This window comes from Streptomyces sp. NPDC050856 (assembly GCF_040653855.1).
GTDB lineage: Bacteria > Actinomycetota > Actinomycetes > Streptomycetales > Streptomycetaceae > Streptomyces.
In genome coordinates this window covers 177,623-197,598 of sequence record NZ_JBFAGV010000001.1, presented here as the reverse complement: position 1 = coordinate 197,598, position 19,976 = coordinate 177,623, and the positions used below count along the sequence as shown (strand labels likewise).

Genomic DNA, 19,976 nt, shown 5'->3' with positions numbered 1-19,976 from the left:
CTGCGGGTTCCCGACTCCGAGCGGATACAGTCACCGTTGCGCCAACTACGGGGACAGGAGAGGGTCATTACCGCCAACCGGCAGACGAGCTGGGCGTTCGCCGACGCCTTTGTCGCCGAGGACGAAGCGCTGCGCTGGGCCAGGGATCGGGCCCGGGAGGCAGGGCTGCCCTCGGTGTCGCCAGGTACCGGCGCCGCGCTGCGACTGCTGGCGGCCACGGCGGACGCGAAAGCGGTGGCCGAGATCGGTACCGGCACGGGCGTGTCGGGCATCTATTTGCTGCACGGGATGCGGCCCGACGGCGTGCTGACCACGGTGGACACCGAGCCGGAGCGCCAGCAGTTCGCCCGGCAGGCCTTCCGGGCGGCGGGCTTCGCGGGCAACCGGGCGCGCTTCATCCCCGGCCGCGCCCTGGACGTCCTGCCCCGCCTCGCGGACGGCGGGTACGACCTGGTCTTCTGCGACGGGGACCGCACCGAGTCCCTGGAGTACCTCGCCGAATCGTTGCGTCTTCTGCGGCCCGGCGGGCTGGTCTGCTTCGAGGGCGTCTTCGCCGACGGCCGCACCGTCGACTCGGCGGCCCAGCCGCCCGAGGTGCTGCGCCTGCGGGAGCTGCTGCGGACGGTGCGCGAGAGCGAGGAGCTGCTGCCGTCGCTGCTGCCGGTGGGCGACGGGCTGCTGTGCGCCGTGCGGCGCGGCGCCTGAGGCGAGACCCGCACCGGGCCGCCCGCCACCGGCCCCCTCTCGCGGCTCGCGCCACCGGCTTGTCACTCCCCGCTCGGCGGGTTCGCCGCGCGGAAGGCGAAGGGCCCCGGCCCGGTCGTGAGACCGGGCCGGGGCCCTCGCAGGGAAAAACTGTGGGCAGTGCCGCGTCAGCCGACGACCTTCTTCAGCGCGTCGCCGAGCGCGTCGGCCTCGTCCGGGGTCAGCTCGACGACAAGCCGACCGCCGCCTTCGAGCGGAACCCGCATGACAATGCCCCGCCCCTCCTTGGTCACCTCGAGCGGGCCGTCGCCCGTCCGCGGCTTCATGGCCGCCATGCTCGTTCCCCTTCCTGAAACCAGCTCATCGTCAGCCGACGGCCCTCTGGATGGGCACACGTCACCGGCATCGAACACATCGCTTCGAGGTCATTATCCCGCATGGCATGAGCCGATGACCAACATCAGGCTGCATCGCTTGTGCAACGCGCTTCCGCAAAACCGTCTATTTCGGCGATCCGCCTGCGATACTTCGCCGCCGCAGGTGCCCGCGCGGCCCCGGATTCTTTGACGCAGGTCACATGTCCCCGTCCGGCGATCTCCGCCATGCTGGGCGGGACACCATCCCCGGAGCCCTGAAGGGACCTGCCCATGGCCGACACCGTGTTGTACGAGGTGAGCGACGGGCTCGCGACGATCACGATCAACCGTCCCGAGGCCATGAACGCGATGAACACCGAGGCGAAGGAGGCCCTGCGGGACGCGCTGCGCGCGGCGGGCGACGACACCGCCGTACGGGCCGTGCTGCTGACCGCGATCGGGCGTGCCTTCTGCGTCGGCCAGGATCTCAAGGAACACGTCTCCTCACTGGCCGCTGACCGGGAGGCGGGCACGGGCCGGACCATGACCACCGTGCGTGAGCACTACAACCCGATCCTCCGGACGATCACCGGGATGCCCAAGCCGGTGGTGGCCGGGGTGAACGGTGTGGCGGCGGGCGCCGGCTTCGGCTTCGCGCTGGCGGCCGACTACCGGGTCGTCGCGGACACCGCCGCGTTCAACACCTCCTTCGCCGGGGTGGCGCTGACCGCCGACTCGGGCGTCTCCTGGACGCTGCCCCGGGTGGTCGGTCCGGGCCGCGCCGCCGACCTGCTGTTCTTCCCCCGCTCGATCCCCGCGCGGGAGGCGTACGAGCTGGGCATCGCGAACAAGCTGGTGCCGGCGGGGGAGCTGGCCGCCGAGGCGGCGGCGGTGGCCCGTGCCCTGGCGGCGGGGCCGACGCTGGCGTACGCGGCGCTGAAGGAGTCCCTGGCGTACGGCGCCGGCCACACCCTGGACGAGGCGCTGGAGAAGGAGGACGAGCTCCAGACCAGGGCGGGCGCGTCGCAGGACCACGCGATCGCGGTCGAGGCGTTCCTCGCCAAGGAGAAGCCCCGCTACGTGGGGCGCTGACCGAGCCGGCCGCCGCGCGCCACGCAGTCCGCCAGGTGGTCGTCGACAAGGCCACAGGCCTGCATCAGCGCGTAGGCGGTGGTGGGGCCGACGAACCGCAGGCCGCGGCGGCGCAGCTCCTTCGCCAGGGCCGCCGACTCGTCGGTGACCGCCGGTACCTCGGCGACCGTGCGGGGGGCCGGCCGGGCGGCGGGGTCGGGGGCGTACGACCAGATCAGCGCGTCCAGCTCACCGGGGGCCCAGCCGGCCACCATCCGCGCGTTGGCCAGGCACGCCTCGATCTTGGCGCGGTTGCGGATGATCCCGGCGTCGGCCAGGAGCCGTTCCCGGTCGGCGTCGGTGAACGCGGCGACCGCGTCGATCCGGAAGCCCGCGAAGGCCCGGCGGAAGCCCTCCCGGCGGCGCAGGACGGTGAGCCAGGACAGGCCCGACTGGAACGCCTCCAGGCAGAGGCGTTCGAACAGGGCGTCGTCGCCGTGGACCGGGCGGCCCCACTCCTCGTCGTGGTAGCGCACGTAGTCCTCGGTGGACAGGCCCCACGGGCAGCGCGGCCGGCCGTCCGGGCCGGGCACGGCCGCCCCCGGCACGGGTTCGGGCACCGGCCCGCCGGGCACCGGGGCCGTCACTGCCCGGGCTCCTCGTCCTGGCGGTCGTCGCCCCGGCGGCCGGCCGGCTTGTCGAACAGGTCGGCCCCGCCGACCGCCGTCGCCTGCGCGCCGGCCAGGGCGGCCTCCAGCTCCGCGATCCGCGCGTCGCGCTCGGCGAGCTCGGCGCCCAGCCTGCTCAGTACGTCGTCCACGTCCGCCATCCGGTAGCCCCGGGGGGCCAGCGGCAGCCGCAGCGCCTCGATGTCGGCGCGGCCCACGGGCCGGGTCGGCGGCAGCGGGTCCACCAGCTCCTCGGGTGCCGCCTCGGGGAGTACGTCGCTCTCCCCGCCGCCGACCACCGCGAGGGTGACCGCGGCGACCACCACGACCATCGCGATCAGCAAGAACCAGAACACAGCGTGCCTCTCCCGGGAGCGGAAAACGTCCGCTGCCGATCGTGCCATGAGCCGTCGGCGGTTAAGGTCGCAGGCGACGAACGCGAGGAGGACATAAGGGATGCTGCGCTTGGGACGGCGTGAATTCGACGCGCACGAGCCGGTGATCATGGCGATCGTGAACCGGACCCCGGACTCCTTCTACGACCAGGGCGCCACGTTCCGCGACGAGCCGGCGCTCGCCCGTGTCGAGCAGGCGGTGGCGGAGGGCGCCGCCATCATCGACGTCGGCGGGGTCAAGGCCGGTCCCGGGGAGGAGGTGACGGCCGAGGAGGAGGCACGCCGCACGGTCGGTTTCGTCGCCGAGGTCCGCCGGCGGCACCCGGACGTGGTGATCAGTGTCGACACCTGGCGGCACGAGGTCGGCGAGGCGGTCTGCGAGGCGGGCGCGGACCTGCTCAACGACGCGTGGGGCGGGGTCGACCCGAGGCTGGCGGAGGTCGCCGCGCGCTACGGGGCGGGGCTGGTGTGCACGCACGCGGGCGGCGCGGAGCCGCGCACCCGCCCGCACCGGGTGGCGTACGAGGACGTCGTGGCCGACATCCTGCGGGTGACGGTGGGGCTGGCCGAGCGGGCCGTGGAGCTGGGGGTGCGCCGCGACGGAATCATGATCGACCCGGGTCACGACTTCGGCAAGAACACCCGGCACAGCCTGGAAGCCACCCGCAGGCTGGGCGAGATGACGGCGACGGGCTGGCCGGTGCTGGTGTCCCTGTCCAACAAGGACTTCGTCGGCGAGACCCTCGACAAGCCGGTGAAGGAACGGGTGCTGGGCACCCTGGCGACGACGGCGGTGTCGGCGTGGCTGGGCGCGCGGGTCTACCGCGTCCACGAGGTGGCCGAGACCCGGCAGGTCCTGGACATGGTCGCGTCCATCGCCGGCCACCGCCCCCCGTCGGTCGCCCGCCGGGGCCTGGCGTGAGCGCCGGGGCGGTCCGCCGGGCCGGGACGTCCGCCGGTCCCGGGGGCGGCGGGGCGGGCCGTCCCGGCCCGGACCGGAGTGCCTTCGGCCGGGGCCGGGCCCGCCGCCCGGCCCCGGCGTGGCTCAGTGGCCGGTTTCCTTGGTGACCAGGGCCACCGCTTCCTCGACGTCGTCCGTGACGTGGAAGAGCAGCAGGTCCCGGTCCGACGCCTTGCCCTGCGCGACCACCGTGCCGCGCAGCCAGTCGACCAGGCCCCTCCAGTACTCCGTGCCGAACAGCACGATCGGGAAGCGGGTGACCTTCTGGGTCTGCACCAGGGTGAGCGCCTCGAACAGCTCGTCCAGGGTCCCCAGTCCGCCCGGCAGGACCACGAACCCCTGCGCGTACTTCACGAACATCGTCTTGCGCACGAAGAAGTAGCGGAAGTTCACGCCGATGTCGACGTGCGGGTTCAGGCCCTGCTCGAAGGGGAGCTCGATGCCCAGCCCGACCGAGACGCCCTTGGCCTCCCGCGCGCCCTTGTTGGCGGCCTCCATGGCGCCCGGGCCGCCGCCCGTGATCACCGCGAAGCCGGCCTCGACCAGGGCCTTGCCGATGCGTACACCCGCCTCGTACTCCGGCGTGCCCGCCTTGGTGCGGGCCGAGCCGAAGACGCTGATGGCGCTGGGCAGTTCGGCCAGCGCGCCGAACCCCTCCACGAACTCCGACTGGATGCGCATGACCCGCCAGGGGTCGGTGTGCACCCACTCGGAGTCGCCCGCGGTGTCCAGCAGCCGCTGATCGGTGGTACCGGGCTGTACCTGCTCCCTGCGGCGCAGTACCGGCCCCAGCCGCTGCTCGGCCAGCGCTCGCAGTCCTTCGGCCTCGGCCTCGGGGTTGCCCATGACCTGCTCCCTCCGCTGAACATCGTTTCCCGCTCAGGGTAGGTCGCCGGACATGACGAATGGCGAAATTACGGTGGTCAGGCAGTGAGCCAGTCGTACAGTCGCCGCTCGCAGTGGGTGATCCTCTCCACGGCCACCCGCTCGTCCCGCTTGTGCGCGACCAGCGGGTCACCCGGTCCGTAGTTGACGGCCGGCACGCCCAGCGCGCTGAACCGGGACACGTCCGTCCAGCCGAACTTGGGCCGGGCCCTGCCGCCGACCGCCGCCATGAAGGCCGCCGCGGCCGGGTGGGAGAGGCCGGGCAGCGCCCCTCCGGTGTGGTCGGCCACCACGAACTCGGCCACGCCGCAGTCCGCGAACACCTCGCGGACGTGCGCCTCGGCCTCGGCCATGGAGCGGTCGGGCGCGTAGCGGTAGTTGACGACCACGGTGCACTCGTCGGGGATGACGTTGGTGGCGACGCCGCCCTCGATGCCGACGGCGTTCAGCCCCTCGTGGTACTCCAGCCCGTCGATCACCGGCCGGCGCGGCTCGTAGGCGGCCAGCCGGGCCAGCACCGGCGCGGCGGCGTGGATGGCGTTGGACCCCATCCAGCTCCGCGCCGAGTGGGCCCGCTCCCCCTCCAGCCGGAGGTGGACCCGCAGCGTGCCCTGGCAGCCGCCCTCGACCTCGGCGTCGGACGGTTCGAGGAGGACGGCGAAGTCGCCGGCCAGCCAGTCGGGGTGTGCGTCGGCCACATGCCCGAGACCGTTGAGGTGTGCGGCGACCTCTTCGTTGTCGTAGAACACGAAGGTGAGGTCCCGGTTGGGCTCGGGCACGGTGGCGGCGATGCGCAACTGGACGGCGACGCCCGACTTCATGTCCGACGTGCCGCAGCCCCACAGCACGCCGTCGCCGTCCAGCCGGGAGGGCACGTTGTCGGCGATCGGCACGGTGTCGATGTGGCCGGCCAGGACCACCCGCTCGGCCCGGCCCAGTTCGGTGCGGGCCACCACGTTGTTGCCGTGCCGGTCCACCCTGAGGTGCGGGAGGGTGCGCAGCGCCTGCTCGATCGCGTCCGCGAGAGGCTTCTCGGTGCCGCTGACGGACGGGAAGTCCACCAGGGCGGCGGTGAGCGAGGGGGCGTCCTGGCTGAGGTCCAGCGCGGGCTGCGGCGTGCTGTCGAGCGTGGTGTCGGACATGGTCCCGAGCCTAACGCGGGCCTCCAGTACGGTTGGCCCCGTGTCCGAACCCGCCACCCCCCTCCGTCGCGGCCGCCGCGTCAGGATCGCGGCCGCCTTCGCCGTGCTCCTGGCGTTGATCGCGTATGTGGCGGTGCAGTACGTGACGGGCGGCCACGTCCCGCGCTGCACCGTGGGCAGCGGGAGCGCACGGTACGAGCTGTCCCCCGAGCAGGCCGCGAACGCGGCGACGATCTCCGCCGTCGGCACCACGCGCGGCATGCCGGAGCGTGCCGTCACCATCGCCCTGGCGACCGCCCTGCAGGAGTCCGCGCTGCGCAACATCGCGCACGGCGACCGGGACTCGCTCGGGCTGTTCCAGCAGCGCCCCTCGCAGGGCTGGGGCACCGAGGCGCAGATCATGGACCCGGTCTTCTCGGCGAGCCGCTTCTACGAGCACCTGGCGCAGGTGCCCGGCTACTCGCGCCTGCCGCTGACCGTCGCCGCGCAGCGCGTCCAGCGCAGCGGCTTCCCGCAGGCGTACGCCAAGCACGAGCCGGACGCCTCACTGCTCGCCGCCGCCCTCACCGGCCGCGCGCCCGCCTCGCTGACCTGCGTCACCGGGAACGCGCCGCGGCGGGCCGGCGACCCGGCGAAGGTGCGTGCCGAACTGGTGCGCTCGTTCGGCCAGGGTGTGCTGCCGGGGGCCCCGGCGGCCGCCGGGGCCCCCGCCGGGGCCGGGCGGCTGTCCGTACCGGTACCGGCGGCCGTGGAGACGGCCGGACCCGGGAGCGCGGGCGGCGCTCCGCGGCGCGGCTGGGAGCTGGCGCAGTGGGCGGTGGCGCGGGCGGACGGCCTGGGGATCGCCGAGGTGTCGTACGCCGGTCGCGTGTGGCGCGCCGACGCGTCGGAGGACGGCTGGCGGCCGGGCGGCGGGACGGACACCGGGGCGGTCCGGATGCGCGTCGCGCCGTAACCGGGCAGCCGTACGGCGGTTCACCCTCCCGGGGGGCCGGTGCGTCCCGCGCGGAACGCCGCGACAGCGCCCCGCGGGGCTTCGCGCTCCTTTCCCACGCCCCTTGCGGCCCCTGGGCAGTGACGGTTCCCCAGCCGATGCCGGGCCGGTTTGTTTGCCCGGATTTGCGGCAGGCCGATAATGCGACGCATTGCCTACTCTTTACCTCGGCTCACCGCAACCTCCCCCGCCCTTCGACCGGTTGTCACAGCGTCCGATCGTCGGACAGGCACCACAGTCGACGACCTCCTCCGCCGCGCCTGGGCGGACGTGGTCGAATCCCGTCGAAGGAGCATCATGTCCCTCCCCCTGAGCCGTCGGATCGCCCGTGCCGCGCTGCTGCTCGCAGCGGGCGCAGCCCCTGTGGTCGGTGCGGCCGGCTCCGCGAGCGCCGTGGACCTGCCCAAGAGCCCCGACCTCGGTGGCACCCTGACCGCCCCCGACACCGCCGTCCTCGGCGGCGCCGTCGACAGCGCCTCGCACACCGCCGCCGGCGCCCGCACCGGCACGGCGCTCGACAAGGCCGCCCCGGTCGTGAACAAGGTGGGGGAGGCCACGGCCCCCGCGGCCGGGAGGGCCGCCGGTGACGTGGCGGGCGGCGCCGGCGAGGTCGTCGGCCGGACGGCCGGCGCGGCGGCCGGGGCCGGCGCCACCGGAGCCCTGGGCGGCGGACTGCCCGCGACCGGCGAGCTCCCGGTGAAGAGCCCGCTGGGCTGACCGCCGGCACGCCACGACGGGAGGGCCCGGGGAGCACACGCCCCCGGGCCCTCCCGTCGTGTTCCGCCGCGCCGGCGGTCAACCCAGCCGCTTGACCGCGGCCCCGACCCGCTCGTCGGTGGCGGTGAAGGCCACCCGGACGAACCGCCGGCCCGCCTCGCCGTAGAAGTCGCCCGGTGCCACCAGGACGCCCAGCTCAGCCAGGTGCGCCACGGTGTCCCAGCAGGGCTCGTCGCGGGTGGCCCACAGGTAGAGGCTGGCCTCGCTGTGCTCGATGCGGAACCCGTGCGACTCCAGCGCCCCGCGCAGCGCCGCCCGCCGGCCGGCGTACCGCGCCCGCTGCTCGGCCACATGGGCGTCGTCGCCCAGCGCGGCGACCGTGGCGGCCTGCACCGGGGCGGGCGTCATCATGCCGCCGTGCTTGCGGATCCGCAGCAGCTCGCCGAGGACGTCCGGGTCTCCCGCGATGAACGCGGCGCGGTAGCCGGCCAGGTTGGAGCGCTTGGACAGCGAGTGGACGGCGACGATCCCCTCGTACGAACCGCCGCACACGTCCGGGTGCAGTACCGAGACGGGGTCGGCCTCCCACCCCAGCTCCAGGTAGCACTCGTCGCTGAAGAGCAGGACGCCGTGCCGGCGCGCCCAGGCGACGATCCGGATCAGCTCCTCCTTGGCGAGGACCTTGCCGGTGGGGTTGGACGGCGAGTTCAGCCAGAGCAGCCGCAGCCCGGCCGGGTCGAGCTCGGTGGGGTCGTCGTAGACCACCGGCTCCGCGCCGCACAGCCGCGCGCCGACCTCGTACGTCGGGTAGGCGAGCCGGGGGTACGCGACCCTGTCGCCCGCGCCCAGGCCGAGCTGGGTGGGCAGCCAGGCGACCAGCTCCTTCGAGCCGACCACCGGCAGCACGTTGGTGTGCGCGAAGCCGCGCGCGCCCAGCCGCCGCTCGCACCAGCCGGTGAGCGCGTCGCGCAGCTCGGCGGTGCCCCACACCGTCGGATAGCCCGGCGAGTCGGCCGCGGCGACCAGCGCCCGCCGGATCAGCTCGGGCACCGGGTCCACCGGCGTGCCGACGGACAGGTCGACGATGCCGTCCGGGTGGGCCGCGGCCGTCTTCTTGTAGGGCTCGAGCTTGTCCCAGGGGAAGACGGGGAGACGTGCGGAGACGGGGGACACGGCGCGGGGCTCTCTTTCTGCTGCGGAGGGGCAGACACCTCGGCCCCGTACAGCGGCGGGGCCGTACGGGACCGAGGGTGCGCGATCAGGCGTTCTGCGGCGGCAGAGCGGCGATGAAGGGGTGGTCGCGCTCGATCAGGCCGAGCTTGGAGGCACCACCGGGCGAACCGAGCTCGTCGAAGAACTCGACGTTCGCCTTGTAGTAGTCCTTCCACTCCTCCGGAGTGTCGTCCTCGTAGAAGATCGCCTCGACCGGGCAGACCGGCTCACAGGCCCCGCAGTCGACGCATTCGTCCGGGTGGATGTACAAGGACCGGGAGCCCTCGTAGATGCAGTCGACGGGGCACTCCTCGATGCACGCCTTGTCCTTGACGTCGACACAAGGCTGCGCGATGACGTAGGTCACGCTGTCGTTCCTCCTCGGTAGGGCTGGTCTGCGCGGGAGCGCGGCGTCGTCGATGCCCGCACCTAGTATCTCCGTTCTTGGGGACTAACCGAACAGGAGGGGCGGACAGAGCTGTGGAATTCACTGCGGGCGGACGGCTGGAGGTCCGGATCAGCCCTTCCGACGTGGGCAAACGCGTCTCCGTCCGCCGGTTGGGCGACCCGGGTGCGCAGCGGGAGGCGTTCACCGACACGGTCGGCGTTCTCACATCATGGGACAACGGTGTGTTGCTGATCACACGGCGGACCGGTGAGAGCGTCCGTATCCCGGAGTCGGCGGTGGTGGCGGGAAAGGTGGTGCCCGCCGCACCGGCCCGCCGGAGGGGCCCGGCGGCGGGCTTCCCGGAGCTGGCGCGCGTGGCGGCACGGGCCTGGCAACCGGTGGAGAGCGAGCCGCTCGGCGACTGGACGCTGCGGGCGGCCGGCGGGTTCACCCGGCGGGCCAACTCGGTGCTGCCGCTCGGTGATCCGGGCCTGCCCCTGGACGGGGCCCTCGCCCGGGTGGACGCCTGGTACGCGGAGCGGGGCCTGCCCGCGTACGTCCAGGCGGCCACCGGGGCGGAGGGCACCCAGGAGCGGCTGTGCGCGGCGCTGGAGGAGCGGGGCTGGCGGCGCGAGGTGACGGCGGAGGTGCGGATCGGGGCGCTGGCGCCGATCGCGGACCTCGCCACCGAGGGCGTACGGCTGTCCCGGTCCGTGGACGAAGCGTGGCTCCACCGTTACCAGCGGTCCGGTGTGCCCGGACCACATGTGCTGAAGGTCCTGGGCAGTGGGCCGTCCGTGTGGTTCGCCACCGTGCCGGGCGAGGGCGACGTGCCCGCCGCCATCGGACGGTGTGTGGTCGACGGGCGGTGGGCCGGCTTCATGGCGGTCGAGGTGGACCCGGAGCACCGCCGCCGGGGCCTGGCCACGGCCGTGATGGCGGCGCTGGCCCGTACGGCGCTGGACGAGGGCGCGTCGGCGGCCTGGCTCCAGGTGGAGACGGACAACGACGGGGCACGCGGCCTGTACGACGGGATGGGCTTCGCCCTCCATCACCACTACCACCACTTCCGATCCCCCCATCCGGGTACGTGAGGCACATGCGCACCACCGAATGGCGGCACCGCTTCGCCGCCGAGGCCCGCGAGGAGCGGCCCGACCTGGCGACCCTCTGCCTGCTCATGGGCACGGAGGCGGACCCGGAGCTGGACCAGGCCGGGCTGGACGCCGCCGAGATCGAGCTGGACCGGCTGGCCGGAATGCTGCCCTTCGGGGCGAAGGATCCGCACGCCTGGGTGGCCGCGCTCGCCGGCCTGCTCGGCGAGCGCTGCGGCTTCCACGGCACCCCCGGTGACTACGAGCGCCTGGAGTCCTCGCTGCTGCACGAGGTGCTGCGCCGCCGCAGGGGCCTGCCCATCCTGCTGTCCGTGGTCTGGATGGAGGTGGCGCGGCGGGCGGGTGCGCCGGTGTACGGGGTCGCGCTGCCCGGCCACTTCGTGGTCGGCTTCGGCGACCCGGGCGAGCAGGTGCTGGCCGACCCGTTCGCCGGGGGCCGGCCGCTGACCGGGGCGGACGCCGAGCTGCTGGTGGTGGGCGCCACCGGGGAGAGGCTGGATGCGTCGATGCTGCTGCCCGCCGACCCGCTCGACATCGTGCTGCGCGTCCTGAACAACATCCGCGTCTGGGCGGCGGCCCGCCCCGAGCGCACGGACGTCGCCCTGTGGGCGGTGGAGCTGTCCTTGCTGCTGCCCTCCCACTCGGCCCGGCTGCGCTACGAACGGGCCGAGCTGCTGATCCAGCGCGGCGACTTCCTGACGGGCGCGGCGGAGATGGACGCCTATGCCGAGGTGGTCGACGCGGTGGAGCCGGTGGCCGCCGAGAAGGTCCGCGAGCTGGCCCGGGCGGCGCGCGCGATGCTGAACTGACCGGTGCGGGGGGCGGCCGGTGTCGGCACGCCGGGCCGACACGGCCAGGCGCGGGCGGGTGCCGTCGCGGCACACGGTCACCGTCACGGCCGGTCCCCCCAGCCGTGGTCGCCGTCACGGTCGGTCCCGGTCGGCCGTGGTGCGGCTCACGGTCGATACCGCACGCGGTGACCCGCACACCGGAGCCGGTCACGGCGCACACGGCGGGGGCGGCACCGAGACGCAGGGCCGGTGTCCGAGCGTTCATGTCGGCACGCGTGCCCCCGGGCCGCGCCGGACGTGCCGGCCCGCCGCGGAGTCACCCGACCGGCGAGCCGGGGGCGCGGAGGTCAGAGGAAGCGCCGGATCGGCAGGATGGCGGCCTCCCGCACCCGCTGGGCGACCGGGCGTCTCTTCCAGCGGCCCTCCTCGATCAGGACGCTGTGTTCCAGGTCCTCGTCGTAGTGCTGGTCGAGCGTCGCGGTGAAGGCGGTGTCCAGCACGGCCAGCATCACTTCCTCGTCGTGGTCGAGGGAGCGGCGGTTCAGGTTGGTGGAGCCGATGAGCGCGGCCACACCGTCCACGGTGACCACCTTGGCGTGCATCATCGTCGGCTGGTACTGGTAGATGCGCACCCCGCTCCCGGTCAGCGCCTCGTAGTAGTGCTGGCCGGCGAGCTGGCAGACGCGCTTGTCCGTGTGCGGGCCCGGCAGCAGGATCTCGACCTCCACCCCGCGGCGCGCGGTCGCGCATATCAGCTCGATGAAGTACTCGTCGGGGGCGAAGTAGGCGGTGGCCAGCCGCACACGCCGCTCGGCGGACTCCAGGACGACACGCAACAGCGTCTGCATGTCCTGCCAGCCGAAACTCGCCGACCCCCGCACCACCTGGACGACGGCGTCGCCGCGCGCCTCGTGCTCGATGAAACGATCCCGTTCGTCGAACAGCTCGTCATGGCATTCCGCCCAGTTCTGGGCGAACGCGGCGGCGATCCCGTCCACCGCCGGCCCGCTCACCTTGACGTGCGTGTCGCGCCACTCGTTCTCGTTACGGGCGTTGCCACACCACTCCTGGGCGATGCCGACCCCGCCGGTGAACGCCTCCCGCTCGTCCACGACCAGCACCTTGCGGTGGCAGCGGTGGTTCTGCTTGAGCGGCGAGAGGTACAGCGGCTTGCGGAACCACGCGATCGTCACGCCCGCCTCGTCCATGGAGCGCAGCAGTCGCTTCTCGATCAGCCGGCTGCCGAAGCCGTCGAGCAGCAGCCGCACCCGCACCCCGGCACGGGCCCGCTCGGCCAGCGCCTCGGCGAACTCGCGCGCGATGTCGCCCCGCCAGTAGACGAAGGTCATCATGTCCACGGTGTGCCGGGCGGAGCGGATGCTCTCCAGCATCGCGCCGAAGATCTCGTCGCCGTTGCGCAGTGCCACCAGGGCGTTGCCCTCGGTGGCGGCGATACCGATCAACCGCTCCAGACGGCGGCGTATCCGCTGGCTCGGCCCCGCCGCTGAGCACTCCTGTTCCCGCACGGTCATGACGTGATCTCCTGGCCGGTCGACTGGTCGGCCTGCCGACTGTACCGGCGGGAAGCGGAGCCGAAGGACCCGCCCACCCTTGACGGCGCCCACGAAGGAGCTCCGGGCTCCGGGGCCGAAGACCACGGCGGAGCCGTGCGGGGCCTTGCTGTCCCGCACGGGGACGCAGGCGGCGCGGCCGTCGCCGACCTCCAGGCGTCGCCACGAGGAGGGCGAGTGGCGGCGGGTCCGGTTCGTCCACTTCGTCGCCACCGTCCGCGTACAGGACCTCCGTCCCGCCTCCCCCACCGGGACCGAGGAGATCCAGCACTGGCTCCAGCGGAAGCAGCGGCGGTACGGAGGCCGTGGTGATGACGCTCCGCGTCTCCCGCGACGACGGCCGCACCTGGGGCCCCACGACCGCCCACCGCCCGGAACGCGGGGTCGTCCCGATCCCCTCCGGGGTGCGCTACCCGCCCTGCGAGTGCGGGCGGTGCGCCGCCCCGGGCAGACCCGAGGGGCCCGGGACCGGCAGCCGGAGGCGGGCTCGATCCGGCCTATCGGAGCGGGCGGCGGGAGCGGGAGGCGCGCCCCCACGGCGGCCGCGGCCTTCCCGCGGTCACGGCCTTCGCGGAGGGCCGCGCCGATGCGTGTTCCGCCCCTCACGCCCGACGGGGGGCACGCCGTACACCCCCGGCTGACGGGCTCGGAGCCAAGCGGGTCGCAGGCGCGCCGGAGCCCCCGCTCCGAATCGGGGCGGGGGCTCCTGGGGCCGGTGCCGGTGCCGACGCAGGGGCGTCGGGCGGGGCGTGTCAGCCCTTGGGGTCGAGCTCGATCGTCTCGGTGCGCTCGGCGGGGGTCTTGCCGAGCAGCGCCGTCTGGAGGGCGTGCGCCACGTCGTCGGCGGAGACCTGGTGCTTCTTGCCGTCCCCCTTGGTGATCATGACGCCGTCGAACACGCCGTCCAGCAGCGTGTTGATCGCCTGCTTGTCGTAGACCTCGACCAGCCGGCCGTCGACCGGCTTCATGGACAGGATCTTCGGCAGTGACCTGCCCGGGCCGAACTGGATCTGCCGGCCGCCGGCCTTGATGGTCACCAGATCGGACATCGCGGGCTCGGCGAACTGCTTCATCGCCCGGTCCAGTTCGGCCTTGGTGATCGTCGGTTCCTTGGCGACGACGGGCAGTTCCACCACATTGGCCCGGCCGGTCTCGACCTGGGCACGGTAGGCGTCCCGTACCGAGATCATCGAACGCCGCACGTCCAGGGCCTTGCCCGCCTTGCCCGGTACGGCGACGGCCTTGCCCGGCTCGAACTTGATCGTGCCCTCGGTGGCCGAGCCGGAGACTCCCGCCAGGTCGGTCAGCGCGACGCCCAGCTTCTCCTCGTCCACCGGGATCACCGGCTGGGCGACTCGCTCGGCGCCGAAGAGGGAGCCGATCACCGAGACCGGGTTGTAGTCACTGCCCGCCGCGGCCCGGACGGTCTCCTGGCTGTCCAGGGACAAACCGGCCTTGTCCGGGGCCAACTCCTCCTTCTTTCCGCCCACGGAGAGCTGGAGCGGCGCCGAGGCGCGCTTGCCCAGGGCGGACTGGAGCTTGAGGACGCCCTCCTCCTTGGTGCCGCCGCCGATGTCGACACCGAGGACCGTGGTGCCCTTGGGCACCTCGGAGTGGTTGAGCAGCAACCCGGCGCCGTACGCCACGCCGGCCAGGCCGAGCACGGCGGCGCCCAGGAGGACCAGCTTGGAGCGGCCCTTCTTCTTGGGCTGCGTCGCACGGGCGGCGGGCGCGGGCGCTGCGGGCGCCGGAGCGGGCGGCTCGGGGGCGCGGTGGCCGCCCTGCCCGGCGCGGTCGTCGTAGCCGTCGTAGCCGTCACGGCCGTCCTGGCCGTCACGGCTGTCGTAGCCGTCACGGCTGTCGTAGCCGCCGTACCCGTCGTGGCCCGTGTAGTCGGCCGGGCCGGCCTGGCCGGTGGCGACCTGGGCGGGTCCGGACATCGGGAACGGCGACGGCGCGGCGTGGTCCGCGGGGACCACGGGAAGGCCGCTGGTCAGGGTGTCACCGGAGACCTGGCCGCCGGCCGGGGGCCGGACGGGTCCGGGCGCGGACGGCTGCGGGGTCGGTACAGCGGTGTCGTCGGACATCCGGGGCCCGGCACCCGCCGGCGGCGCGCCCAGGGGGCTGCTCCCGGTGACCGGCCCGGTGGTGGGGCCGCTGGGGCGGGCGGGCGTGTCGGCGCCCGAGGCGGGGTCGTCCTGGAGGGAGCCGCCGGCATCGGGCGCCCCGGGACGGGACGGGCCACCTGGCGCGCCGGTGGCGCCGGGCCCGCCGGGCGCGTCGGAGAAGTACGGCGAGCCGGCACCGCGGCCGGGCGCGTCGTGCCCGCCGGAGCCACGGGGGCCGCCGGGCGCGGGCACGCCGAGCGGGGCGGCGCCCTGGGCCTGCCCGGCCTGCGCCGGCCCGGCCGGGGCGGCGGCACCGGGCGCGGCGGCACCCGGAGCGGGCGGCGGCGTGGGCGTGGGCGGCTTGCGGGGGGCGAACCAGTCGCTGGTCGCCGTCTCCTCGGCCGACGGCTCCCCGGCGGCCCGTGCGGGCTGCGCGGGCGACGCGGGCCGCGTGGCCGCCTCCTGGGCCGCCGGACGCGGCGTGCTGCCCGTCCGCCCGGCGTCCCGGCCGGCCGGGCCCGTCCCCGCCGCCGCGTCCGCCTCGCCCACCGGCTTGCGCATGACGACCGGTGGGATCGGCCGCGACCCGGGGATGTTGATCCGGATGCGGGTGGTCAGTGTGGTTTCGGTCCTCGGCTCGTCCGGCTCCGCGGCGGCGGCCCGATCGGCTTCCTCCGGAGCGTCCTGCGTCGGGTGCGGCGACGGATACTGGCCGGATCCGTACGGCGGTGTCCCCGAGGGGTACGCGGCTCCGCCACGCCCCTGGGGGCCGGAGGACGAACTGTCAGTTTCACGACTCAAAGCAGGTTCTCCCGGTTGGCTCCGCCGCCCGCTCTCACACCCGCGGGCGCTCGGCGGCGCGCACCACCATACTGGCCACCACGGACACGCATCCCGCGACCGGGCGAACAAGAACGGTCATTCCGCCCGAAGTCCGGGCACGTCACACGCCAAGTCGTCCGGCCGGGCCGGTCCGTTGCGGCATCCGGGTCAGCGTGGCGCACATCACAGCGACGGCCATGCCGCCCAGCAGATACACCAGGTCCGCGACCTCGCCCCCGAAGACGCCGTCGCCCTCGGGACGGCCGAAACTGAGCACCACGACGGTGACCAGCCAGCCCGCGCCCGGCGCCGCCACACCCGCCTGGGTGCCGGTGGCCCACAACCCGCCGTAGAAGAGGGCCGCGGTGCCGGCCAGGGCCAGCAGCAACCCGCCCGGGAACCAGCCCGCTTGGACCAGCGAGCCCGCCAGGCCCACCACCGCGCCGAGGACCGCCAGGCCCAGACAGACGGCGATCCGCCCGGGGCTCGGGCGCGGCGGTCGCCACATCCCGGTGCCGGTCATGGCGTCACCTCCGCCTCGGCCGCCGCTCCCGCCAGGCCGGCGAACAGGTCGTGCTCCCGCTCGCCGGCCGGCGCACCGCAGCGGCCCTGGACCAACTCGTAGTACTCGGTCGGGAAGATGGGCTGGCCCATCTTGTTGGAGAGCGAGAAGAAGGGCTCCCGCACGGCGATCTGGGTGGCGTGGGCACGCATCGCCGCCGCCTTCTGCGCCACATGGGCGGTGCCGTCGATCTCGGCGGTGATCCGGTCGTCCTCGACCACACCGGGCAGGTCCCCGACGGCGCCCACCTCGGGGAAGGACGCGGTCATCCGCAGCCGGGCGAAGCCCTCCTCGGCGACCGCGCGCGGCACCCGGTTCCAGTAGATCTTGTCGATGGCGTGCGGGGCGCCCAGGTCCGCGCGGTAGCCGGGGTCGGCGGCGAGCTCGGCGGCGCGCATGGCCACCCGGTGGGCCTGGATGTGGTCGGGGTGGCCGTATCCGCCGTCCGGGTCGTAGGTGACGAGGACCTGCGGACGGACCTCGCGGATCACCTCCACGAGGAACGGCGCGGCCTCGTCCACGTCGGCGCGCCAGAAGGCGCCCTCGCGGTGGTTCTGCTCGGTACCCATCATCCCCGAGTCGCGGAACCGGCCGGGCCCGCCCAGGAAGCGGTGGTCGGTGACCCCCAGCTCCTTCATCGCGGCGGTCAGCTCACCGGTGCGATACGGGCCCAGCCGGTCCTCGCGGTCGGGTGCCAGATGGGCGAGGCCGGGCGGGATCACCTCGCCCTCCTCGCCGCGTGTACACGTCACCAGGGTGACGTGGGCACCCTCGGCCGCGTACCTGGCCATGGTGGCGCCGTTGTTGATCGACTCGTCGTCGGGGTGCGCGTGCACCAACAGCAGACGACGGGCGGGAAGATCCGTCATACGGACACTCTAAGAGCAACCGGACCGAAAACGTCCGGGTCAGAACTTGATGCCGCCGATCATCCCCGCCACGTTGGTCGTCAGCTCGCTGATGGTGGGGGCGATGGAGGAACTCGCCAGGTAGAAGCCGAGCAGCATGCAGACCGCCGCGTGTCCGGCCTTGAGGCCGGATTTCCGGATCAACAGGAAGACGACGATCGCCAGCAGCACCACCGCCGAAATCGAGAGTGCCACGGCGGTTCACCTCCATAAATATTCGGTCGGGACCGGGCCACGCGCATGTGCCGGTCGGTACATACCCACCCGGCGCTACGGATCATAACTATCCGTCCCCACGCATTGATCGGTGCACGGCAGCACGGGGGGCGCACGGCCGATAGGTTCGGCCACATGACCTCCAGGCAACAGCTCTCGTTTCCACGCCAGTACGCCAGGACCCAGCGCTTCTCACTGGGCGCACCACGCGCGTTCACCGTGTCACCGGACGGATCGCGGGTGGTCTTCCTGCGGTCGCCCTCCGGGACGGAACGCTCCCACCAGCTGTGGGTGCTCGACCTCGGGGACGAGGCGCGCGAGCGCGTGGCCGCCGATCCCGGGGCTCTGCTGGGCGGCGCCCGGGAGGAGTTGTCGCCCGAGGAGCGGGCCCGCCGCGAACGCAGCCGGGAGGGCGCGGGCGGCATCGTGGGCTACGCGGTGGACGCCGCCGTGGAGTTGGCCGCCTTCACGCTGTCGGGGCGGCTGTTCACCGCCGAGCTGCGCGCCGGGACGGCGCGTGAACTGCCCGCCCGGGGACCGGTGATCGATCCGCGCCCGTCGCCCGACGGGTGCCACATCGCCTATGTGTCCCACGGCGTCCTGCGGGTGACCGGCGCGGAGGGGGACGGCGACCGGGCGCTGGCGGAGCCGGACGGCGAGCACGTCACCTACGGGCTGGCGGAGTTCGTGGCGGCCGAGGAGATGGCCCGCTCGCGCGGTTTCTGGTGGTCGCCGGAGTCGGACCGGCTGCTGGTGGCACGGGTCGACGACAGCGCCGTACAGCGGTGGTGGATCTCCGATCCGGCGCACCCGGACCGGGAGCCGGCGCGGGTGGCCTATCCGGCGGCCGGTACGGCCAACGCCGACGTACGGCTGTGTCTGATCGGCCTGGACGGCACCCGCACGGAAGTGACGTGGGACCGGACGCGCTTCCCCTATCTGGCCCGGGTGCACTGGTCGTCCGCCGGGGCGCCGCTGCTGCTGGTGCAGGCGAGGGACCAGCGCACCCAGCGGTACCTGGCGGTGGACACCGGATCCGGGGCGACGCGCACGGTGCACGTGGACGAGGACCCGGACTGGCTGGAACTGATCGCCGGGGCGCCGGCGTGGGCCCCGGACGGGCGGCTGGTGCGGGTCGCGGACGAGGGCGGGGCCCGGGTGCTGGCGGTGGGCGACCGGACGTTGACCGGGGCGCCGACGCAGCTCCGGGCGGTGCTGGACGTCGGTGACAACGACGTCCTGGTGTCGGCGTCGGCGGGTGAGGAGGCCGCCGCGCCGGAGATCGGCGAGATCCACGTCTACCGGGTCAACGAGCTGGGTGTGGAACGGCTCTCGGAGGGCCCGGGCGTCCACTCGGCGGTGCGCGGCGGCCCGGTGACGGTGCTGGCGTCGGCGCGGCCGGACCGGCCCGGTACCCGCGTACGGGTGCTGCGCGACGGTGAGCCGGTGGCCGAGATCGCCTCCTACGCGGAGGAGCCGGCGTTCTCGCCCCGGCTGGAGCTGACCGAGTCGGGCCCGCACCGGATCCCGTGCGCGGTACTGCTGCCGCGCGGCCACCGGGAGGGCGACGGGCCGCTGCCGGTGCTGCTGGACCCGTACGGCGGGCCGCACGGCCAGCGGGTGGTGGCCGCGCACAACCCGTACCTCACCTCCCAGTGGTTCGCCGACCAGGGCTTCGCGGTCGTCGTGGCGGACGGACGGGGCGCGCCGGGTCGCTCGCCCGCCTGGGAGAAGGCGGTCAAGCACCGGCTGACGCTGACGCTGGACGACCAGGTGGAGGCGTTGCACGGGCTGGCGGACCGGTACCCGCTGGACCTGGGCAGGGTGGCCGTCCGGGGCTGGTCGTACGGGGGTTACCTGGCCGCGATGGCGGTCCTGCGGCGGCCGGACGTCTTCCACGCGGCGGTGGTGGGCGCCCCGGTGACCGACCAGCGGCTGTACGACACGCACTACACCGAGCGGTACCTGGGTGACCCGGCCGAGGTGCCGGAGGTGTACACGGCGAACTCGCTGGTCACCGACGACGGTCTGGTGCCGCCGGAGGAGCCGGCCCGGCCCATGATGATCATCCATGGGCTGGCGGACGACAACGTGGTGATGGCCCACACCCTGCGCCTGTCCTCGGCGCTGCTGGCGGCGGGCCGTCCCCACGAGGTGCTGCCGCTGAGCGGGGTGACCCATATGACGCCGCAGGAGCAGGTCGCGGAGAACCTGCTGCTGCTCCAGGTGGACTTCCTGAAGCGCTCGCTGGGCCTGGCGTGACGCACGACCGGCCGGGGCGCCCCGTGGTCGCCCCGGCCGGTCCACGGCACCCGCACGGCCGTACGGCGTCCAGCGTGCCGTGTCCGCATATCGGTGCGGGGTCGGCCGAGTTGCGGGCGGGTCAATC

General features: G+C 74.0%; 20 protein-coding genes and 1 pseudogene. 8 read left to right on the top strand and 13 right to left on the bottom strand.

The features are described 5' to 3' along the window. The first annotated feature begins 36 nt into the window (after positions 1–36). Positions 37–705 (top strand): O-methyltransferase, encoded by a 669-nt coding sequence (locus AB0H53_RS00905; protein ID WP_362105079.1) that lies wholly within the window; start codon positions 37–39, stop codon positions 703–705. A gap of 167 nt (positions 706–872) precedes the next feature. Here AB0H53_RS00905 and AB0H53_RS00900 read toward each other — a convergent pair whose 3' ends face one another. Further along, complete coding sequence (locus AB0H53_RS00900) at positions 873–1,040, bottom strand: DUF3117 domain-containing protein (protein WP_003966491.1); 168 nt, start codon at positions 1,038–1,040, stop codon at positions 873–875. 312 nt (positions 1,041–1,352) lie between these two features. Between AB0H53_RS00900 and AB0H53_RS00895 the strand changes: the two genes are divergently transcribed. Continuing rightward, the gene (locus tag AB0H53_RS00895) at positions 1,353–2,153 is read left to right on the top strand and encodes an enoyl-CoA hydratase-related protein (protein ID WP_362105076.1); all 801 of its coding nucleotides are present in this window, start codon (positions 1,353–1,355) and stop codon (positions 2,151–2,153) included. On the opposite strand, the gene AB0H53_RS00890 is transcribed toward AB0H53_RS00895, so the two are convergent. Both AB0H53_RS00890 and AB0H53_RS00885 read right to left on the bottom strand, forming a co-directional pair. Then, positions 2,138–2,740 (bottom strand): DNA-3-methyladenine glycosylase I, encoded by a 603-nt coding sequence (locus AB0H53_RS00890; protein WP_362105622.1) that lies wholly within the window; start codon positions 2,738–2,740, stop codon positions 2,138–2,140. The genes AB0H53_RS00895 and AB0H53_RS00890 overlap by 16 nt on opposite strands. A 35-nt stretch (positions 2,741–2,775) precedes the next feature. Continuing rightward, the gene (locus AB0H53_RS00885; RefSeq protein ID WP_362105074.1) at positions 2,776–3,156 is read right to left on the bottom strand and encodes a hypothetical protein; all 381 of its coding nucleotides are present in this window, start codon (positions 3,154–3,156) and stop codon (positions 2,776–2,778) included. Positions 3,157–3,256: 100 nt separating this feature from the next. On the opposite strand from AB0H53_RS00885, the gene folP reads away from it, so the two are divergent. Continuing rightward, the gene (gene folP / locus AB0H53_RS00880; RefSeq protein ID WP_362105071.1) at positions 3,257–4,117 is read left to right on the top strand and encodes a dihydropteroate synthase; all 861 of its coding nucleotides are present in this window, start codon (positions 3,257–3,259) and stop codon (positions 4,115–4,117) included. Positions 4,118–4,240: 123 nt separating this feature from the next. On the opposite strand, the gene AB0H53_RS00875 is transcribed toward folP, so the two are convergent. Both AB0H53_RS00875 and dapE read right to left on the bottom strand, forming a co-directional pair. After that, on the bottom strand, positions 4,241–5,002 hold the full coding sequence (locus tag AB0H53_RS00875; RefSeq protein ID WP_362105068.1) for a TIGR00730 family Rossman fold protein: 762 nt from the start codon (positions 5,000–5,002) through the stop codon (positions 4,241–4,243). A 77-nt stretch (positions 5,003–5,079) separates the two neighbouring features. After that, complete coding sequence (gene dapE, locus AB0H53_RS00870; protein WP_362105065.1) at positions 5,080–6,183, bottom strand: succinyl-diaminopimelate desuccinylase; 1,104 nt, start codon at positions 6,181–6,183, stop codon at positions 5,080–5,082. A gap of 40 nt (positions 6,184–6,223) precedes the next feature. Here dapE and AB0H53_RS00865 point away from each other — a divergent pair, with 40 nt between their 5' ends. After that, positions 6,224–7,138 carry a hypothetical protein gene (locus AB0H53_RS00865; protein ID WP_362105062.1) on the top strand — a complete coding sequence of 305 codons (915 nt, stop codon included), beginning with the start codon at positions 6,224–6,226 and terminating at the stop codon, positions 7,136–7,138. A gap of 336 nt (positions 7,139–7,474) precedes the next feature. Continuing rightward, positions 7,475–7,894, top strand: a complete 420-nt coding sequence (locus AB0H53_RS00860; protein ID WP_362105060.1) for an ATP-binding protein — start codon at positions 7,475–7,477, stop codon at positions 7,892–7,894. A 78-nt stretch (positions 7,895–7,972) separates the two neighbouring features. On the opposite strand, the gene AB0H53_RS00855 is transcribed toward AB0H53_RS00860, so the two are convergent. Further along, entirely contained in the window at positions 7,973–9,067 is a 1,095-nt protein-coding gene (locus AB0H53_RS00855; protein WP_362105057.1) for a bifunctional succinyldiaminopimelate transaminase/glutamate-prephenate aminotransferase, read from the bottom strand. Between the two features lie 85 nt (positions 9,068–9,152). Then, positions 9,153–9,473, bottom strand: coding sequence for a ferredoxin (gene fdxA, locus AB0H53_RS00850; RefSeq protein ID WP_362105054.1), 321 nt, complete (start codon positions 9,471–9,473; stop codon positions 9,153–9,155). Between the two features lie 113 nt (positions 9,474–9,586). Here fdxA and AB0H53_RS00845 point away from each other — a divergent pair, with 113 nt between their 5' ends. Both AB0H53_RS00845 and AB0H53_RS00840 read left to right on the top strand, forming a co-directional pair. Continuing rightward, positions 9,587–10,588 carry a GNAT family N-acetyltransferase gene (locus AB0H53_RS00845; protein WP_362105051.1) on the top strand — a complete coding sequence of 334 codons (1,002 nt, stop codon included), beginning with the start codon at positions 9,587–9,589 and terminating at the stop codon, positions 10,586–10,588. A 5-nt stretch (positions 10,589–10,593) separates the two neighbouring features. Further along, entirely contained in the window at positions 10,594–11,418 is an 825-nt protein-coding gene (locus AB0H53_RS00840; protein WP_362105048.1) for a transglutaminase-like domain-containing protein, read from the top strand. Positions 11,419–11,747: 329 nt separating this feature from the next. On the opposite strand, the gene AB0H53_RS00835 is transcribed toward AB0H53_RS00840, so the two are convergent. The 6 genes and pseudogenes from AB0H53_RS00835 to AB0H53_RS00810 form a co-directional block, all read right to left on the bottom strand. Then, on the bottom strand, positions 11,748–12,932 hold the full coding sequence (locus AB0H53_RS00835) for a phospholipase D-like domain-containing protein (protein WP_362105619.1): 1,185 nt from the start codon (positions 12,930–12,932) through the stop codon (positions 11,748–11,750). Between the two features lie 90 nt (positions 12,933–13,022). Next, positions 13,023–13,184: pseudogene (locus AB0H53_RS00830) on the bottom strand (DUF397 domain-containing protein); the annotation flags it as partial. A 539-nt stretch (positions 13,185–13,723) separates the two neighbouring features. After that, positions 13,724–15,880, bottom strand: a complete 2,157-nt coding sequence (locus AB0H53_RS00825) for a hypothetical protein (RefSeq protein WP_362105046.1) — start codon at positions 15,878–15,880, stop codon at positions 13,724–13,726. A gap of 142 nt (positions 15,881–16,022) precedes the next feature. Then, entirely contained in the window at positions 16,023–16,424 is a 402-nt protein-coding gene (locus AB0H53_RS00820) for a DUF6113 family protein (protein ID WP_362105043.1), read from the bottom strand. Further along, positions 16,421–17,332 carry an N-acetyl-1-D-myo-inositol-2-amino-2-deoxy-alpha-D-glucopyranoside deacetylase gene (gene mshB / locus AB0H53_RS00815; protein WP_362105040.1) on the bottom strand — a complete coding sequence of 304 codons (912 nt, stop codon included), beginning with the start codon at positions 17,330–17,332 and terminating at the stop codon, positions 16,421–16,423. Before mshB ends, AB0H53_RS00820 begins: the two co-directional genes overlap by 4 nt. 39 nt (positions 17,333–17,371) lie before the next feature. Next, the gene (locus AB0H53_RS00810) at positions 17,372–17,566 is read right to left on the bottom strand and encodes a hypothetical protein (RefSeq protein ID WP_362105037.1); all 195 of its coding nucleotides are present in this window, start codon (positions 17,564–17,566) and stop codon (positions 17,372–17,374) included. 156 nt (positions 17,567–17,722) lie between these two features. Between AB0H53_RS00810 and AB0H53_RS00805 the strand changes: the two genes are divergently transcribed. Beyond that, positions 17,723–19,849 carry a prolyl oligopeptidase family serine peptidase gene (locus AB0H53_RS00805; RefSeq protein WP_362105034.1) on the top strand — a complete coding sequence of 709 codons (2,127 nt, stop codon included), beginning with the start codon at positions 17,723–17,725 and terminating at the stop codon, positions 19,847–19,849. The last annotated feature ends 127 nt before the right edge of the window (positions 19,850–19,976 follow it).

Excerpts from the sequence above, each read along its gene's own strand:
- AB0H53_RS00840 (WP_362105048.1), top strand. The coding sequence starts at position 10,594 with ATGCGCACCACCGAATGGCGGCACCGCTTCGCCGCCGAGGCCCGCGAG.
- AB0H53_RS00875 (WP_362105068.1), bottom strand. The coding sequence starts at position 5,002 with ATGGGCAACCCCGAGGCCGAGGCCGAAGGACTGCGAGCGCTGGCCGAG.
- AB0H53_RS00835 (WP_362105619.1), bottom strand. The coding sequence starts at position 12,932 with ATGACCGTGCGGGAACAGGAGTGCTCAGCGGCGGGGCCGAGCCAGCGG.
- AB0H53_RS00895 (WP_362105076.1), top strand. The coding sequence starts at position 1,353 with ATGGCCGACACCGTGTTGTACGAGGTGAGCGACGGGCTCGCGACGATC.
- mshB (WP_362105040.1), bottom strand. The coding sequence starts at position 17,332 with ATGACGGATCTTCCCGCCCGTCGTCTGCTGTTGGTGCACGCGCACCCC.
- AB0H53_RS00900 (WP_003966491.1), bottom strand. The coding sequence starts at position 1,040 with ATGGCGGCCATGAAGCCGCGGACGGGCGACGGCCCGCTCGAGGTGACC.
- AB0H53_RS00860 (WP_362105060.1), top strand. The coding sequence starts at position 7,475 with ATGTCCCTCCCCCTGAGCCGTCGGATCGCCCGTGCCGCGCTGCTGCTC.
- dapE (WP_362105065.1), bottom strand. The coding sequence starts at position 6,183 with ATGTCCGACACCACGCTCGACAGCACGCCGCAGCCCGCGCTGGACCTC.
- AB0H53_RS00805 (WP_362105034.1), top strand. The coding sequence starts at position 17,723 with ATGACCTCCAGGCAACAGCTCTCGTTTCCACGCCAGTACGCCAGGACC.
- folP (WP_362105071.1), top strand. The coding sequence starts at position 3,257 with ATGCTGCGCTTGGGACGGCGTGAATTCGACGCGCACGAGCCGGTGATC.
- AB0H53_RS00820 (WP_362105043.1), bottom strand. The coding sequence starts at position 16,424 with ATGACCGGCACCGGGATGTGGCGACCGCCGCGCCCGAGCCCCGGGCGG.